Raw genomic sequence first — 17,502 nt, forward strand, 5'->3', positions numbered from 1 at the left:
GGTAAATAATCAGGTGCATCACCAGATAAAGGGGTTGAGATTATATGGAAGTCGCTGAGGTTACTACATTTTTAGCTGGCACCACCCCCTTCGACCAGCTTGATCATGCTCAGCTGGCCAACCTGGCTAGCCACATCAGTGTTTACTACTGTCAGCAAGGCGAAACGGTGCAACCGCATTCAGAGCGGTTGATGATTGTCCGTACCGGAATTTTTGCGCTGTACAGCGATCAGCAAACCTTGCTGACTAAACTGGAGCAAAGTGATTTTTACGGCTATCAATTATTATTAACCGGGCTTAGTGACAACGATAATCTGGTGTGTGAGGAAGACGGTCTGGTGTACTGGTTAAACGCCGATGCTTTTCATCAGTTACGCTACCAATATAAAAATATCGACATTTTTTTTCAGCGTTTATTCAGCCGTCGCTTACACCAGTATAAAGCTCAGCAACAAAACTCGCGCTTTACCCTTAAAATCAGCGATATCGTCCAGGCCCGTAAAATAGCCATTGATGGCGACCAAAGCGTGCAACAGGCTGCCAGCTTAATGACTGAGAAAAGGGTGTCATCGCTGCTGGTAGAGCAACAACAGCAGCTGATTGGAATTATCACCGACCGCGACCTGCGCAGCAGAGTACTGGCCGCAGGTCTGGCGGCGCAAACTCCGGTCAAGCAGGTAATGACGGCCAAGCCCCATACTATCGACAAACATGCTTATTTGTTCGAAGCCGTGCAACTGATGAGCCGGCACAATATTCACCACTTACCGGTACTGGACAAACATCAAAGCTATTCTATGATCACGGCCACCGATATCATTCGCGCCCAGCAAGATCATCCGGTTTATCTGATTGGTGAAATTCATCGTCAGACCAGCATTGATGGCCTGGAACACTGTGCCGGCCAGATCAGCAGTCTGGCACTGACCCTGGGCAAGCAGCAGGTGCCAGCGCATGAAGCCGGCCACATTATCACGACAATTACCGATGCGCTGACTCAGCGCTTAATTGCCTTAGCTCTGCTGGAACTGGGGCCCGCGCCCTGTGTTTTCAGCTGGCTGGCGTTTGGCTCACAAGGCCGGATGGATCAGAGCCTGAACGCTGATCAGGACAATGCATTGCTGCTTGAAAAAGAACCAACCGGCAGAATAGCCGATTACTTTGCCGCTCTGGCTGATTTTGTCTGTCAGGGCTTAGCCCGCTGCGGCATCACGTTGTGTCCGGGCAATATCATGGCATCCAACCCGGCGCTGCGCTTAAGCTTAAAAGGTTGGTCTGGCCAATTTGGCAAGTGGGTGAACAGCCCTACTCCCGATGCCTTACTCAAAGCCAGTATTTTTTTCGACTTGCGGCTGATTGAAGGCAGTAAAGGCTTATTCAATGCGTTGCAACAGGATATTCTGGCCCGAACCCGGGATAATGCCCTGTTCCTGTACCATCTGGCGCAAACCGCATTGCAGCGCAGCGCCCCACTCAGCTTTTTGCGTAATTTTATCCTGGAACATGATGGTAAACAGAAAAAAGGCCTGGATTTAAAAAAGCGCGGCATCAGTTTAATTACCGATATTGTCCGGGTTTATGCACTGTCAGCCGGCATCAGTGACATTAATACCCGCCAGCGTCTGGTGCAACTTGGTAATAGCGGCGTGATGGACAGCAAAGATACCCAGAACTTATCTGACGCATTCGATGTCCTGGCGCAGTTGCGCTGGGACAAACATCAGCATGACCTTATTCAGGGGCATGATGTGACCAACTTGCTGGATCCCAATGTGCTATCGGGTTTGCAGCGGCATCAGCTTAAAGACAGTCTGACGGTGATTAATGATGCCCAGTCTTCATTAAAGCAGCGGTTTTGCCGTGACTTATAACATGCTCGCCTGGCTATCCGATAAAACCACCCCACTGAGCCATGTTGTACAGGCATTTAATCAGACACCGCTACCGGCGGGATCGGTCCGGGCCAGCGACTGCCCTTTTCTGGTGATTGACCTGGAGCTGACCGGTTTAAATGCCAGACAGGACCATATTGTCAGTCTGGGCTGGCTGCCGGTACGTCAGCATGAAATTGTGTTAAATGAAGCCAGACATTACCTGGTACAAAGCCCGGTCAGTGTGGGTCAGAGCGCGACGTTTCATGGCCTGCATGATAAAGACTTTGACCAGGCGCAGGATTTGGCTGAGGTATTAACAGAATTAATGCAACGTTATGCCGGCTATATTTTTGTTGCCCATCACTGCCAGCTCGATAACCGCTTTTTAGCCGTTGCCAGTCAGCGTATTTTCGGCAAAACTGCGAAATTCAGTTTTATTGACACCCTGAATATCGAGCTGTACCGGATGCAAAAGCAGGGCGTGGTAATGAAAAAAGATGCACTGCGACTGCACCAATGTCTGCAGCGGCATAAATTACCACAAAGCGGCCAGCACCATGCGCTGGCCGATGCTTACAGTTGCGCTTTACTGCTGTTAAGCCAGCTGAAACACAGCCATCCTGAGATTACCCTCGCCGACCTGCAGTTGCAAAGCCGCTAAACCGCGCACTTTAGCCCCTATCTGAGTTACATCCAGGCTTTTTTACTCTGTTGCAACTGATACAGCCCCTGCTCCAGCAATGCCCAACCCCCTGCCTCATCAACAAAGGGCAACTCCAGCGCCCCGGACGCCATGACCAGTTTAACGGTGCATAAACCTGAGCGACGCATCAGCCAGCTCTGCTTAAACGTGACCTGCTGCAATTTGTAGTTGGCAAAGCAGTAATAATCAATGCCAAAATAGCCCTTACGAACATAACAATACTGTTCATCCTGAGCATAGCCATAGCGATACCAGCGCATTACTATTAACAGGGCCCAGAATGACAGTGGCACTATGGTAAGTAACGCCAGTTCCGGTTGCTGTTGCAACCACAGCACCGTTTGGCTGATAACAGTGACAGGCAGCCAGAACAACAATAAATAACGCCAGATAAAACGCCGGCTGATCCGGCGAAATACCACAGTGCTTAGCTGATTATCAGGATAAGCGTCACTGAGCAGGGTTAAGGCTTCAGCCGGAGTAACCGACGGCACCATAATTTTCTGCTCAGAGGCAAACTGCTGCTGGCCGTTAATTTGCTCAAAACTCAGATTAACCCGGCCAAGCAACATATCCAGCCAGTCGCGCTTTAACGAAACCCACTGTAAGCGGGAAAGCTTCATATTGACTTCATGCCGGGTCAGCAAACCACTGCGCCGGATATAATTGTGCTGTTTTTTATGCAGGGTGTAACCGTAAAACGTTAATACCGATCCCAGTACCGAAAACAACGTGAATAGCAGCATAATAAACATGGTAAGCGACAAAGCATACAGGCCAATCACGAACCAGGACTGCTGGGTCGGGTCAAACAACGCTGGCAAATCTATGCCCGCCTGCAACAACAGGGCGAGGATTTTATCGGCGAGCTGATTATAAAAAGGCGCCGCCAGGCCTAAAAACAACCAGATCCGGTTATTACTGATCCCATGGATCACTAAATCAGCCAGACTTCGCTGATTTAACAGCTGCTCAGCGGCAGCTGGCGGTTCAGAGTTTGCCTGCTGGTCGGCAGGTTGCGGATCATCTGCTACCGGCTGCCGTAAATCGAGAATATGTTGCTTTAATGCCTCGGCGAAGGGCCGGCTCAGGGCTACTAAGCGCGCTTCCTGCTGAACTGAACCGGCAGTATCCAGTTGCAGACAAACATAATCGGCCGGACGATAAAAAATGGGTTGTTCCAGTTTAATATTCTGGATCCGGTTAAAAGGTAAATTAAGATACTTTTTGCTGATCACGCCGGAGCGGATCTCTACCGTCCCTGCCGATAAGCGGTACTGAAAATAATAATACTTCAGTAATGCTGCGACAATAATCAGCAGCAGTAAGCCGCCCAACATACCAATGGCCAGCCCGGGATTATCTTTAATCCGGTTAAACAGCAAAATAAAAGGCGGGATCAGATAAACAAACTGGCCGGCAAAAAAGCGCAGTACCGCCACCGCAAAATATAAAATAGCAATCGGCGACACCCGCTGCCATTCGGCCTGGCTGACAGTCTGCTTCAGCTCAGATAAAGGGGCTACGTCCGATTCATTGCTGTTGTTCATCTTGCAAAGCATCCTTATGCTGCAACACAAACTGGCGGATTTTCTGAGCCTGAGTCAACCAAAGTCCGGGAATTTCAAAGGTGTGCATGGCGCCACCGGCGCTGAATAACTGCAACCGGGCTAACGAGGCTTTGCGCTCGAGCGGCCCCTGTTTTAATTCAATATGCTGCACCCGCACTACCGGCTGGGTGATCATTTTTCTGAAAAAAATACCCGAGCTGTAGCTGATATCGTGCTCCCGCAGCGCGAAGTGTTTATGTTTATCAGCCTGCCAGCAATATAACGCCCGTAAAGCACCGAGCAGCGGCACCAACCAGAGCGCATGCGTTACTACCTGCGATAAATCTGCTGGTAGTAACCACCAGGGTTGCCACCACAACAGCAGTAACAGCAGCGTTAAGCCAGCAAAAAAAACAGCGTTAACACCCTGGCGCAACAGCCAGAAACGGCTGGCTAATGGCTCCAGCTGCAATGCCTGCAGCGGGGTTATCTGCTCAGCAGCCAACTGCGTGTTGCTAAAACCTGCTGCACTGCTCATCAGTTTACTCCTGTGCGTCAGCATCGGCGCCGGGACGGTACTTCAGCTGTAAACCTTTAATAAAATTGCGTAGCACCTGATCCTGACACGCCCGGAAATGTTTGTGATCGGCGCGGCGGAAAAAGGCACTCAGCTCCGGTTTGCTTAGCCTAAAATCAGCCAGCGTCATCACTTCCAGTACATCGTCATCTTTAAAATCGAGGGCGATTTTCAGTTTGCGCAAAATAATATTGTTGTTAAGGCGCTGCTCGGGTTCCGCTTGCGGGCCGTCTTTACGGCCACGCTTGTGAACGATCAGTCCGTTTAAAAAGCGGGCAAGATCAACATCCGCCATGGCACCGAATTCACTGTCATCGTCTTTGCTAAGCCAGCTGATCATTTGCTCGCGGCTTGGGGTCTGACCACCGAGCGCCATAATATCGCTCATGGTGCTGTTGTTATATTCAAAGGCATACCGCAAGCGGCGTAACACATCATTGTTGGTCACAGTGCAATCCTGTTATAGGCTATAAAACAACAAAAGGCGCAGAACGCGCCTTTTGTCTTTGTTAGCACGCGAAATTACTTCGCGCGGCTGCGATATTCGTCAGTACGGGTGTCAATTTCAATCTTATCACCAATATCAACGAAAGCCGGTACCATTAACTCAAAACCGGTATCCAGTTTGGCCGGCTTCATTACTTTACCGGTAGTATCGCCTTTGGCTGCAGGTTCAGTGTAAACCACTTCACGTACAACGACGGTGGGTAAATCAACAGAGATAGCCCTCTCGTTATAGAATACCACTGAACATTCCATACCATCAGTCAGGTACTTCAGCGCTTCTGTCATGTTTTCAGCTTCAATCTCGTACTGGTTGTACTCAGAATCCATAAACACATACATCGGATCAGAGAAATAAGAATAAGTTACTTCTTTGGTTTCCAGTAATACCTGCTCAAACTTGTCATCGGCACGGTATACCGTTTCCATGCCCTGGGCATTCAGCAGGTTTTTCATTTTCATTTTTACAACGGCAGAGTTACGACCAGATTTGTTAAACTCGGCCTTTAAAATTACCATCGGTTCAGTGCCAACCATAATTACCTGGCCAGCGCGCAGTTCTTGGGCTGTTTTCATCATTGTTGAAATATCTTCATTGTTGGGAAAAATTGGGCGCTATTATAAATTTTTTTTTGGCAAAGTGCACGAGGTTGCTGGCAAGATCTCCATTTGCCATTATTTGCTCGCGCCAGCAGCGGTTGTAAGCGGCAAGTTGCGGCAAAACAGCATAAAATTGCTGCCAGCTCAGTTCAAGCTCGCTGTCGGTATTCCAGCTTAGATAAAACTGCTGGGTTGTTTTGGCAAGCTGCGCTGGCATCTGCTGACAATAACGGTCAAGAAACGCTTGCAGCTTAAGCAGATGCGCGTTTTCCTGCTGCCGGTAGATTTGCCAGACAAAGGGCTGCCCTGCCCAGTGCGCCCGGATCACCGAGTCTTCCCCTCTGACAAAATTCAGATCACAAGCTGCCAGTAATAAGTCATAATCTGGCTGCGCCAGAAACGGCATCACTTTTAAGCAAAGTTGGTTCAGCTGCACTGTAGCGCCGCTTAATAACGGTGGATACTGTCTGGCAAGCTCATTTGCCAGCTCACCGTGCGGAATAACACATAATACCTTGCCCGGTTGCTGCTGCCATTGCTGCAGTAAACCGGCGAACTGACTGTGGCTGTAGGCAAACAGGGAAATTTTAAACTGAAACTGGTCAGCATCCAGGCCCAGTTGTTGCCAGAACAGTTGCTGAGCCTTACTATCGGCTTTAAAAGCATCGAGCCTTTGCGATAAGCCCTGCTCATGCAGCAAACCGCCAGTCTGATCACTAAAACCCGGGAAAAAGAAATATTTGTTCAGGCCACCCTGCCCCTGCGGTGAGCTAAGACCATGACAGCCTTCGACCCAGCTCTCTGCCGAAAGATACTCCAGATTAAGCCACAACGGCGCGGGTTGTTGCAGCGCCATCTGCTGTTTATACCCATCCGGAATGGTACAGGCCAGTGCTTCAATAACCACAATGGCAGGCGCCAGCTGCTGCCAGTTAAGCGACGGGCACCTTTCATCCGGCCAGTACACTACCTCAACGCCAGCGACAGCCTGCCTGGCCAGCTCAGGATTTATTTGCGGACAAATCCGCTGAAAACTGTGCAAATCATCAACCAGCAATTCCACGCTGATTTTATGCTCTGCTACCAGCTGGCGGCTTAAACGCCAGCAAATGCCGATATCACCGAAGTTATCCACCACTGAGCAGAATATGCGCCATAACCCGCGCGCTTCAGATTGAGTTAGCTGTTGCAATTGATTGCCTGTTTTATCATTACAGAATTAGCGGCGCTATTATACCTACCGCAATGCGCAGGAACAGCCAAAGAATGATTAGAAACAAAATCGTCACCAGCCAGGCCAGCATATATTGCATAAACCCGCGCAGGCGTTGCAGCAGCCTGCTCCAGAAATCAGATGCGTCAGTCGTTGCTGGCGGCTGATCAAACAGCAGTGTCAGCAACATGATGTTTAACGTAAAGGCAAAACTGACCAGCGCCGTCAGTTGCCAACGCTGACTCACCCCAACCGGCGCCAGTAACAACAAATAGCCCAGCCAGCTTAAACTGGCCAGCGCCAGCAGCAGCCACAGCGGTTGCAACGGTTGTAATTTAACGGCCAGACGACGATAAAAGCTTAACATTGCTCGCCTTCCTGTTGACGCAGAGCGGGTGGGTACAATGGCAATATGCCGGACTCGCCGGCCATATCTCCCACCAGCCAGATTTCATTAAACGGATGCGACTTCGGCATATGTAATTTATCGCAATGTGACATCATATCCTGGCGTGTCCACAACGGATTGGCGTTACGGATCACCAGCCAGACATTATCGCTCTGATAATGTTTCAGCGCCTTAGAGCTGATAATCCGGTTTAATGCGGTCAGTAGCCGGTGTTCCGGTGGTGTGCGCAGTAATGCCATCAGCTCGCGGTGCGTTTCGGCACTGATAGCTCTGCCCAGAATATGCATGGCCTCCACTTCACTGCCATACAAGTGGGCAATTTCTAAATCCAGTTTGCTGCCATCGTAATAGCAGGATACATCGGGGCGGGCCGGTTCGTTATGCCAGATATGGCGCATTTTAATCCCAAAGCGTTGCTGGTACAGCCGCATGAAAATGCGGGCCGCTTCGTGCTCCAGTTTAATTTTTTCTTCTGAGCCGTTCATAGCCAATACCTTAACAGGCTTAACTTGCTGCTGTGAAGTAATAACGCCAGATCTCAATAATTACCGGAACCACAGACAGCAACAGGATAAAACCCATAAACATATTAAAAATCCGCTGAAATAACGGTTTGGTCAGGACTTTTTTAAGCCCAGCGCCAAACACCAGCCAGATACCGACACAGGGAAACGCCATCAGCAAAAATGCCAGGGTAATCATCACCACCTGATACCAGTAGACGCCAGTGACTGATGTAAACGCCGCGACGGCGCCTGAAGCCATAACCCAGGCCTTACCGTTAACCCATTGAAACAACGCTGCCTGCAGAAAACTGAATGGCTTACTTTTGCCAGTCGCAATGGTTTCAGGCCGGGCACTGGCTATGCGCCAGGCCAGCCAGATTAAATAGGCGGTACCCAGAATTTTAATAAGCTGGTGCAAGTGCGGATAGCGGTCAAATATCACCCCGAAACCCAACCCGACCAGCAATACCATCAGTGGAAACCCGAAGCAGATCCCCAGCCAGTGCGGCACACTTTGTTTAATCCCGTAATTAACACCGGATGACATGATCATCACATTATTAGGGCCGGGGGTAATGGTCGTTGAAAACGCAAAAAATAATACTGCCAAAAACAAGTCCATGCAGGCCTCAGCTAACTGTAAAAATTATCACTTAACACCGTAAATAAAGCACCGGTTAAGTTTACTTCGCTGCCAGGCTAATCTCAAACTTCACAGCGCGAAGCCCATTCTGGGCGATTTTTATGGTTTCAGCTAGTTTTATAAGATGCTGATTTGCTTTCATTAAATTATTAGCTAGACTGATGTGGATAACAAAGGAGAACGTTATGAATAAAATTATTGGTTTAGCGTTATTAGTTGTGGGTGCGGTACTACTTTATTTCGGTTACAACGCGTATAACTCTGCAGCATCGGAAGTATCAGAGTTTGTTACCGGCAGTCCGACAGATCATGCCGTCTGGTATCTGGTGGGCGGTGCATTAGCAGTGATTATTGGTATTGGTGCAATGCTTAAAAAATAAAACACCTTGTATGTTTCTGATAAAACAAAGGCCACATAAGTGGCCTTTGTTTTTAGCTGCAAAGAATATGCTAGCTACTCTTCAGAATTGCCCCAGCTGTCTCGTAAGCCAACAGTGCGGTTAAACACAAGTTTGTCGCTGGCAGAGTCACGATCAGCACAATAATAACCTTCCCGCTCAAACTGATAGGCCTGCTCAACCACCGCAGTAGCTAATGATGGCTCGGCAAAACCGTGCTTAACAACTAAAGACTGCGGGTTAATGACGGTCAGAAAATCTTCTTCTGCCGCCGGATTTGCCACACTGAATAACCGGTCGTATACCCGAAACTCAGCCGGTATGGCATTACCCGCTTCCACCCAATGAATAACACCGCGCACTTTACGGCCATCGGCCGGGTTCTCACCCAGTGTCTCCGGCAGGTAACTGCATCTAAGTTCAATAATATTGCCGTCAGCATCTTTGATGACTTCATCGGCGTGAATAACATAGGCATTACGCAACCTGACATCACTGCCAAGCACCAGCCGCTTATATTTCTTATTTGCTTCTTCGCGAAAATCAGCCCGGTCGATATACACGACGGGACCAAATGGTAGTTTGCGGCTACCCATGGTTTCATTTTTCGGATGATTAGGTGAGTCAAGCCACTCAATACCGTCCGCCGGATAATTGGTTATCGTCACTTTCAACGGGTCCAGTACTGCCATTGCCCTTGGTGCAGCGGCATCTAAATCTTCCCGGATGCAGGCTTCCAGCGCACTCATTTCTATGACGTTATCCTGCTTGGTCACACCGATACGTTTAGCAAATTCGCGAATAGCTGCCGGGGTATAACCACGGCGGCGCAGTCCGGCAATGGTCGGCATTCTTGGGTCGTCCCAGCCGGTGACGACTTGCTTTTCAACCAGGGTTTGCAGTTTACGCTTGCTCATCACCGCATATTCAAGATTTAAGCGTGAGAATTCAATTTGCTGTGGATGACATTTGATACTGATGTTATCTAAAATCCAGTCGTACAGCCGCCGGTTATCCTGAAACTCCAGGGTACAAAGCGAATGGGTAATACCTTCCAGCGCGTCCGAAATACAGTGAGTAAAATCGTACATTGGGTAAATGCACCATTTATCACCGGTTTGGTGATGGTGGGCAAACTTAACCCGGTAGATAACCGGATCCCGCATGCACATAAAGCTGGAGCTCATATCAATTTTAGCCCGCAAAGAGCACTCGCCCTCTTTAAAACCACCGGCACGCATTTTGGCAAATAACGCCAGGTTTTCCTCGACAGAGGTATCCCGGGTCGGGCTGTTTTTGCCAGGCTGGGTTAAGTTACCGCGATACTCGCGCATCTGATCGTTATTAAGAAAACAAACATAAGCCAGGCCTTTGCTGATGAGTTCAACCGCAAAATTATGCAAGGCATCAAAGTAATCGGATGAATAGCGAACGTTGCCATTCCACTGGAAACCTAACCAGTTAACGTCCTGCTGAATTGAGTTAACAAAGTCGATGTTTTCTTTTTCAGGGTTGGTATCGTCAAACCGTAAATTACATTGGCCCTGATAATCTTCAGCAATGCCAAAATTTAAGCAGATAGATTTGGCATGGCCAATATGTAAAAAGCCATTTGGCTCTGGCGGAAAACGAGTTTGTACCGCACTATGTTTGCCACTGGCTAAATCGGCATCAATAATTTGCCGGATAAAATTGCTGGGGCGATGTTCAACGTCCGCCATAATGAAAAATGTCCTTGTTAAAACAAATAAAGAAAACCAGAATGGCCGGCATTATAACACTGCTGCTGACAGTAGCTATTACCGGCTTGGAAAAAACCAACCAGCCACTGATGTGGCCGGCGCTATACCCAGCCTTTTGGTCGGTAGGCTGTCGGATATTCTGGCATTGCCAGTACCCGGTTTAACCAGATAGCATGCGGCGGCAGTTTTTGCCGGGCCATTTGCAAGCGCTGAATAATGGCAGGATGCACGCCGGTAGGTGGCAAATCGGGCCCGAAGCGCTGTTGGCATTCTTCTTCTAAAAATCCCATCCCATATAAAATGCACTCATAACTTTCATGATTCCATAAACCACCGGTATCAATGGCCGGGCGACTATCTGCCGCACCCGACAATGCCGTTGCACTGCCCGCTGATGCCATTCCCGGATACCACTGGTCCTGAAAATCATGGGCGCTGGGTGGCTTAACCCGCCAATACGCCAGCTTAGCTTTTAACCGCTCAGTGATCCGCTCTGGTTTTTGTACTTCCCGCCAGAATGCGGTGTCGGTCCGTTTCGTCATACAGTAGTGCATATTAATAAAATCTAAAATTTCATAAAAACGGTTAGCCATCAGCCGGTTATAACGGCCCGCTAACATTTCCATATTGTCGTCATCATATGGAAAATGTTCTGCCAGCAACACAGCACCAAGATCACTGAGATACAGGCCGGTAGACTCCAGCGGCTCGATAAAGCCACCCGACAAACCAATTGCCACGCAATTACCCCGCCAGTTACCCTTGCGCCGGCCTACTTTAAAATCCACCACTCTGGCTTTCAGTTGTTCTGTACCTGGCCCCTGATACGCCCTCATCTCCTGCTCGGCTTGCTCAACACTGATAAATTTGCTGGAATGGACATAGCCCACTGAGCGCTGGTTCTGCATCGGTATATCCCAAATCCAGCCGGCAGACAATGCCGTGGCCGTGGTGTAAGGCCTTACCATGCCTGGATAAAATTTATCATAGGGCAAGTGCATGGTAATAGCCCGGTCGCATAATAACCATTGCGAGCAGTCTTCAAAACCTACATTCATTTTCTCTTCAATAAGCTTAGCTTTAAAACCGGTGCAATCAACAAATAAATCTGCCGTTATCCGCTGCTGCTGATCGGTGGTTACCGCAACAATTTTATCTGCACCCTGCATTTCAACACCGGTTAAGTTTGCCAGGGTGTGCACCACTCCGCGCGCGACAGAAAAATCCCGCAGGTAATCTGCAAATTTCTGAGCGTTCATATGGTAGGCATAGTTTAAGCGGGAGCCCATATCCCATTTACCCAGCATCAACGGCGCTAAGCCCATCTCACAAATAACCGGCTGCGCCGAGCATGTCTCCATAAAGGGGATGCTTCGATCACTTTTCAGCCAGTCACTGCCGGCGCGGTCGATAGGTTGCACCCGCATGCTGGTAAAAGGATGATGATAAAAACTGTTGTCGTTGTTTACCCAGTTACAATACTTTATCGATTGCTTAAAGGTGGCATCAGTCGCCTGCATAAACTCACGCTCATCGACTCCTATTACCGCCAGCAAATGGCGCATTGACGGAATGGTCGCTTCACCGACCGAAATACGCGGTATATCGGGCGATTCAAGTAATTCAATCTGCACATTCTGCTCTGTACCCTGCTTATTCAGGGCACCATTCAGATAGGCTGCAGTCATCCAGCCGGCCGAACCACCACCGACAATCAGTACTTTACGTTGTTGCATTCAGGCATCCACCCCACAGTGCTTATTATTATTTTCAAAAGTAACCCAGTAACCGACGCAAACCAGGAGCCGCATATTCTACTAACTGTTTTTGCATGTCGGGTAAAACTGCTGGCAACTCTACTTTCTGGCCGGCCAGGTTTTCACGATAGGTACCACTTTGCTCTTTATCAGCACCGGCTAACACCCGTTCCCGCCAGTCTGCCGGCAGCTTAGCTAAGCCAAGCGGTTGTAGTAAATCGGCAAAAAAGGCTTCAGCCTGCGGTGTATCCAGTTTTTTCAGATGAGTAATCACATCTTCAAAACGGACTAATTTACTGCCGGTGCCTAACCAGGCAACGGCATTATGAGTATAAATTTCGTTCAGGGTAGGCGCTTTCTGATAAATGCCGAAAATCATCATATTCAGCATTTGTTCTACCGATACTTTCCCGCCTTTCAAATGATCCATTGAACCCTGAAAAGTGTCAGACAGAAAAAAACGGGCGCGGGCCAGCACCCAGTCATAAGGGTCACGGACGATCACCAGCTGCCGGACTTCTTTCACGGCAATCGCTGAGCTGTCAGAGAACAGTAAATGGCCCCAGCTAAGTTTGGGTTGTTCAGCATTGAATGCGGCCAGATGCTGGTGCAAAATCGGGATCTGAATAAATTGTCGATCATACTGCTGCGCTACCGGCACAAACATTCTGAAGATATTTTTTAGTAAATGAGTACCGCATTTAGGTACGGAATTCAGGAAAACCGGCTGCTTGAGTTCAGACTGCTGATAATTGCCGTTAATAGCGTTTAACGTGTCGGGTTTGGCGCGAATTGTTGGCATATCACTCTCTTCTTTAAATTTTTTATTAGTCGGTTACTACATTGAGTCAGAGTAAGGTAACCGCAGCGGCTGAGTTAGGTTTTTACCGCGTTTTGGCTTGTGCTGTAAATAAAAATGCCGACTTGCGTCGGCATTTTTTTGCTACCTCGAGCTCAGCTTAGAACGAGTATGACACGTTCATAAACAAACGGCGTCCTAACCAGTCATACTGACTGTAGAAAGCCGAGGTGCCCAGACGGGTCACACCACCGATGGAGCTAGCTTTAGGTGGCTCTTTATCAAACGCATTGGCAACACCAAGGGTGAAATCAATACCTGCATCCGTGAAGTCTTTGGTCACCGAAAATGCATGATAAATTATCGCATCCGAATGTAAAACCAGTTTTACTTCTTCATCACGATACTCACCGGTATCACGGTACACACCCAGGCCATAACGGGTATAGTTAGACACTTCGCCAGTGTAGCGGGCAGTCCAGTTAAAGGTCCAGTCTTCATACTCCAGTGCAACCGTCAGATTGCCCACATCTTTTGGACTACCGAACTCGCCAGTTCTATCAATTGGTTCACTGGTAGCAAACAGTTGCTTTGATGCTTCCAACTGCCGGGTATGCTGGTACGTAGCAAATAACTGACCAATTGGAGTATCAACTTTATAGCCCAAATTTAAGTCAAAACCACGATTAATCTGGGTAGCGATATTTAAATAGCCACCCCGCACATTAGTAATCCTTAAATCAGTCGGATCACGGTCAAACTGGGTACAAAGAGGTTCTGTACTAAATGTTTCTGAAAAATAACAATTACCAACAATCTCACCAGCACTTAAGCTATCAACTTCACCAGTGATCTGAATGTTAAAGTAATCAATTGACGCACTGAAGTTATCAGTAAACTCAGGGATCCAGACTAAACCAATTGTTTTCGCAACTGAGGTTTCTGCTTCCAGCTGACCGGCACCACCACCGGTTGTTACCGTTGCAGAAATTGCACCGCCACCGAAATCAGCAGGGATACCATCTGCCGCACAGTTATCAGCCACGATTTCACTGGTGGTACCCGCTTCTAAGCCTTCACCCCATCTAATACAAGGGTCAATCGCCCGCTGACCAACAAAACTGGTTTGGTTATTCAGATAAAGCTCGTACAAGGCCGGCGAACGGAATGACGAGCCACGTGACGCCCGTAACCGGAAGCCCTGGCCTATTTGCCAGTTTACACCCGCTTTGTAGGTGTAATCGCTGCCATAGGACGACACATCGGTATAACGGCCTGAAATATTAAAGTCCAGTGACTCGGCAAATGGCATATCACGCAGGAACGGGATTTGAATCTCAGTATATACCGCCTTGGTATTGTGTTTACCTTCAGTGATACCGGCCGAGGTCTGGCCCCAGGTATTAGCCCGCAAAGTTTCTGCACCCGGGGTATCTTCAATTGAGTCACGCTGATAACTGGCGCCCACTACCACGCCAATTGGTCCTGCCGGTAATTCAAATAAATCACCGGTAATATAACCTTCCAATGACTGCTGCTTATAAACAGTGTTGCCGGTTTGCTCACCAAACAGGAAATCCCGTACTTCACCGGTAATATTACCCGCCAGGAACTGTGGGTCTAACCAGGGCACATCGACACAAGGTACCCCACGAATCGGCGTAACTTCACCAACACAGGAACCAGAGGAAAAGTTATAAGGCGTAATGGCATCTTCATAAATCAGCTTCGACTGATACTCGCCATCACTATGGCTGTCCTGATAAGAAAGATCCCAGAACCAGTTGCCCAAATCACCATTTAAGCCCAGAAGAAAGCGGCGGTAATCTACAGTGATTTTCTCTCCTGAGTGATCAGTAATGGCTGTCGGGCTTAACCACTGGGCACCGGTCCAGCCTTCGCTTAACGGATCACCGGCAAAGAAGTCTTCATTATATTTGTAACTCCAGAACTGACGGTAGCCATTGCCTGTGGTTGTCCGACGGTTCAGCAGTGCCTCACCATACAGCATCACACTATCACTCAGTTCATAATCACCCTGAGCATAGGCCGTAATCAGCTCGGTTTCCGGGATTAACGTTTCACGATCCTGAAATGGGTGGTCAGAATTAGTAACTGCGTCTGAGGCCCGATCGTATGACACCGGAAACCAGCCAGGAGGGGCAACAAGGAAATCCGGATTGCTTGGGTCGGTGGCAAAGCCTGGAATAAAATTACCTAAATTACCATCGTAATCATACTGTGCCAGTGCTCCTGCTGGCACGTTGCCATCCGCTCCCTGATAATCATACAACCAAACATGGCCCCAGGGTAAATCACTACAATGATAGCTTCCGGTACGCGGATCAATCGGGTCGGCCCGCTCACCCGACGCCGGATCAAAGATATAACGCTCAGCACAATTAAAGAAATCGCGCTGACCCTGGGCCAACTCTTGTTGCTTTTTATAATCACCGACCACCCGAAATGAACCCCGGCCAAAGGTTCTGCCATAGGTGGCATTTAACTGATAGTTTTCACCGCCACTGTCGCTTGGTTGTGAAGTGTTAAAGTTAACCGAGCTCTCATCGCCTTTTTTGGTAATAATATTAATAACACCGGCAACAGCATCAGAGCCGTATAAAGACGACGCACCATCTTTTAAGATTTCAATCCGGTCAATGGCTGATAGTGGTATTACGTTTGGATCAAACGACGATACCTGGCCACGGGTACCAGCAGGGCCTGCCCGGCGACCATTTAATAAAACGAGAGTACGATTAGCGCCTAAACCACGCAACGAAATACTCTCTGAACCTGTACCACCTTCAGTAACAAAGGCAGTAGATGCAGCAGCCGTAATCTGGTTAGAACCCGCTGCCACGGTAGAATTACGTAATAACTCACCCAGATTGCTGATACCCTGGCTGGCAGCTGCGCTGGCGTTAATCACTTCAATTGGTGCAGCCTGGTCCAGACCATCGGTCCGAATACGCGAACCAACCACCTGAATACGTTCGGTTTTCTCTTCGGCTTTTTCTGTTTCAACAGTCTGGTCCTGCGCTTGCAGGCTAAACATAGATGATGCAAGCACACAGCTGACGGCCAATGCTAGTGGCTTTTTCCTGGTTATTGGAGCAAAGTTTTTCATATGAGCTTCCTGAATTGTTTTTTATTATATTGTGCGGTGACCGATGACAATACCACACTGCCAAAGTTCAACGACTTCTGGATCTATACTAGTGGCTGTAAGATGAATTGCAACGAAAAATGTCTGTTTGCCGCTAATTTGCCGCATCCTGTCTCTTTTTTTACCTATATTAAATAAAAAAAACCGCCAGTTGGCGGTTTTTTTATTTTTGTAACTACTGGCTTACCAGCCGGTAACTTCTTTCAGCGCCTGGCCGATATCTGCCAGGCTTTTTACCGTTTTGACACCTGCATCTTCCAGTGCCGCAAACTTTTCAGCAGCAGTACCTTTACCGCCAGAGATAATTGCACCGGCATGTCCCATCCGCTTACCGGCCGGTGCGGTAACACCGGCAATGTAAGAAACCACTGGCTTAGTCACATGCTCTTTGATATAAGCAGCAGCTTCTTCTTCAGCAGAACCGCCAATTTCACCAATCATCACGATGGCTTCGGTTTTCGGGTCTTCCTGGAACAGTTTCAGAATATCGATAAAGTTAGAACCCGGAATTGGGTCACCACCAATACCAACACAGGTCGATTGACCGAAACCGTGATCAGTAGTTTGCTTAACTGCTTCATAAGTCAGGGTGCCAGAACGGGACACGATGCCCACCCGGCCTGGCTTGTGAATGTGGCCTGGCATAATACCAATTTTACATTCGCCCGGCGTAATAACGCCCGGACAGTTAGGTCCAATTAACGTGACGCCTAATTCATCACATTTAACTTTGGCGTCCAGCATGTCCAGAGTAGGAATACCTTCGGTAATACAGACGATTAACTGAATGCCGCTGTTTGCTGCTTCCAGGATAGAGTCTTTACAGAATGGTGCCGGTACGTAAATTACTGATGCAGTAGCACCGGTAGCGTCAACGGCTTCCTGTACTGTGTTAAAAACTGGCAGGCCAAGGTGAGTTTGTCCGCCTTTACCTGGTGTTACACCGCCAACCATTTTAGTACCGTAGGCAATAGCCTGCTCAGAGTGAAAGGTACCCTGGGCGCCGGTGAAACCCTGACAAATTACTTTGGTATCTTTATTAATTAATACGCTCATTA

The 17,502-nt window shown here is 48.5% G+C and carries 16 protein-coding genes; 3 read left to right on the plus strand and 13 right to left on the minus strand.

What is annotated here, in order from left to right; genetic code table 11:
• Window positions 1–44: 44 nt before the first annotated feature.
• On the plus strand, window positions 45–1,871 hold the full coding sequence (locus R3187_RS00185) for a DUF294 nucleotidyltransferase-like domain-containing protein (protein WP_318964682.1): 1,827 nt from the start codon (window positions 45–47) through the stop codon (window positions 1,869–1,871).
• Complete coding sequence (locus R3187_RS00190) at window positions 1,861–2,535, plus strand: exonuclease domain-containing protein (RefSeq protein ID WP_318964683.1); 675 nt, start codon at window positions 1,861–1,863, stop codon at window positions 2,533–2,535. The genes R3187_RS00185 and R3187_RS00190 overlap by 11 nt, the downstream gene beginning before the upstream one ends.
• 26 nt (window positions 2,536–2,561) lie before the next feature.
• Here the strand turns inward: R3187_RS00190 and R3187_RS00195 are convergent, their stop codons facing one another.
• The 8 genes from R3187_RS00195 to R3187_RS00230 form a co-directional block, all read right to left on the minus strand.
• The gene (locus tag R3187_RS00195; RefSeq protein ID WP_318964684.1) at window positions 2,562–4,127 is read right to left on the minus strand and encodes a PH domain-containing protein; all 1,566 of its coding nucleotides are present in this window, start codon (window positions 4,125–4,127) and stop codon (window positions 2,562–2,564) included.
• Window positions 4,111–4,665, minus strand: coding sequence for a PH domain-containing protein (locus R3187_RS00200; RefSeq protein WP_318964685.1), 555 nt, complete (start codon window positions 4,663–4,665; stop codon window positions 4,111–4,113). Before R3187_RS00200 ends, R3187_RS00195 begins: the two co-directional genes overlap by 17 nt.
• A 4-nt stretch (window positions 4,666–4,669) precedes the next feature.
• Complete coding sequence (locus R3187_RS00205) at window positions 4,670–5,152, minus strand: DUF1456 family protein (RefSeq protein WP_318964686.1); 483 nt, start codon at window positions 5,150–5,152, stop codon at window positions 4,670–4,672.
• A gap of 74 nt (window positions 5,153–5,226) precedes the next feature.
• A complete protein-coding gene (gene efp, locus R3187_RS00210; RefSeq protein ID WP_097110361.1) occupies window positions 5,227–5,784 on the minus strand; it encodes an elongation factor P in 558 nt (185 codons plus the stop codon).
• 16 nt (window positions 5,785–5,800) lie between these two features.
• Window positions 5,801–7,000 carry an elongation factor P maturation arginine rhamnosyltransferase EarP gene (earP, locus tag R3187_RS00215; protein WP_318964687.1) on the minus strand — a complete coding sequence of 400 codons (1,200 nt, stop codon included), beginning with the start codon at window positions 6,998–7,000 and terminating at the stop codon, window positions 5,801–5,803.
• 19 nt (window positions 7,001–7,019) lie between these two features.
• Window positions 7,020–7,388 carry a hypothetical protein gene (locus R3187_RS00220; protein ID WP_318964688.1) on the minus strand — a complete coding sequence of 123 codons (369 nt, stop codon included), beginning with the start codon at window positions 7,386–7,388 and terminating at the stop codon, window positions 7,020–7,022.
• Complete coding sequence (locus tag R3187_RS00225) at window positions 7,382–7,915, minus strand: hypothetical protein (RefSeq protein ID WP_318964689.1); 534 nt, start codon at window positions 7,913–7,915, stop codon at window positions 7,382–7,384. The genes R3187_RS00220 and R3187_RS00225 overlap by 7 nt, the downstream gene beginning before the upstream one ends.
• A gap of 19 nt (window positions 7,916–7,934) precedes the next feature.
• A complete protein-coding gene (locus tag R3187_RS00230; protein WP_318964690.1) occupies window positions 7,935–8,546 on the minus strand; it encodes a LysE family translocator in 612 nt (203 codons plus the stop codon).
• A 218-nt stretch (window positions 8,547–8,764) separates the two neighbouring features.
• Here R3187_RS00230 and R3187_RS00235 point away from each other — a divergent pair, with 218 nt between their 5' ends.
• Window positions 8,765–8,959 (plus strand): DUF3185 family protein, encoded by a 195-nt coding sequence (locus R3187_RS00235; RefSeq protein ID WP_318964691.1) that lies wholly within the window; start codon window positions 8,765–8,767, stop codon window positions 8,957–8,959.
• 74 nt (window positions 8,960–9,033) lie between these two features.
• Here the strand turns inward: R3187_RS00235 and glnS are convergent, their stop codons facing one another.
• The 5 genes from glnS to sucD all read right to left on the minus strand — a co-directional run bounded on the left by glnS (window position 9,034) and on the right by sucD (window position 17,500).
• Window positions 9,034–10,698, minus strand: coding sequence for a glutamine--tRNA ligase (gene glnS, locus R3187_RS00240; RefSeq protein WP_318964692.1), 1,665 nt, complete (start codon window positions 10,696–10,698; stop codon window positions 9,034–9,036).
• Window positions 10,699–10,820: 122 nt separating this feature from the next.
• Entirely contained in the window at window positions 10,821–12,455 is a 1,635-nt protein-coding gene (locus R3187_RS00245) for a tryptophan halogenase family protein (RefSeq protein WP_318964693.1), read from the minus strand.
• A gap of 34 nt (window positions 12,456–12,489) precedes the next feature.
• On the minus strand, window positions 12,490–13,278 hold the full coding sequence (locus tag R3187_RS00250; RefSeq protein ID WP_318964694.1) for a hypothetical protein: 789 nt from the start codon (window positions 13,276–13,278) through the stop codon (window positions 12,490–12,492).
• Between the two features lie 157 nt (window positions 13,279–13,435).
• Window positions 13,436–16,333 (minus strand): TonB-dependent receptor domain-containing protein, encoded by a 2,898-nt coding sequence (locus R3187_RS00255; protein ID WP_318964695.1) that lies wholly within the window; start codon window positions 16,331–16,333, stop codon window positions 13,436–13,438.
• Window positions 16,334–16,627: 294 nt separating this feature from the next.
• On the minus strand, window positions 16,628–17,500 hold the full coding sequence (gene sucD, locus R3187_RS00260; protein WP_217667768.1) for a succinate--CoA ligase subunit alpha: 873 nt from the start codon (window positions 17,498–17,500) through the stop codon (window positions 16,628–16,630).
• Window positions 17,501–17,502 lie beyond the last annotated feature (2 nt).

The organism is Arsukibacterium sp. (genome assembly GCF_033721375.1).
GTDB lineage: Bacteria > Pseudomonadota > Gammaproteobacteria > Enterobacterales > Alteromonadaceae > Alishewanella.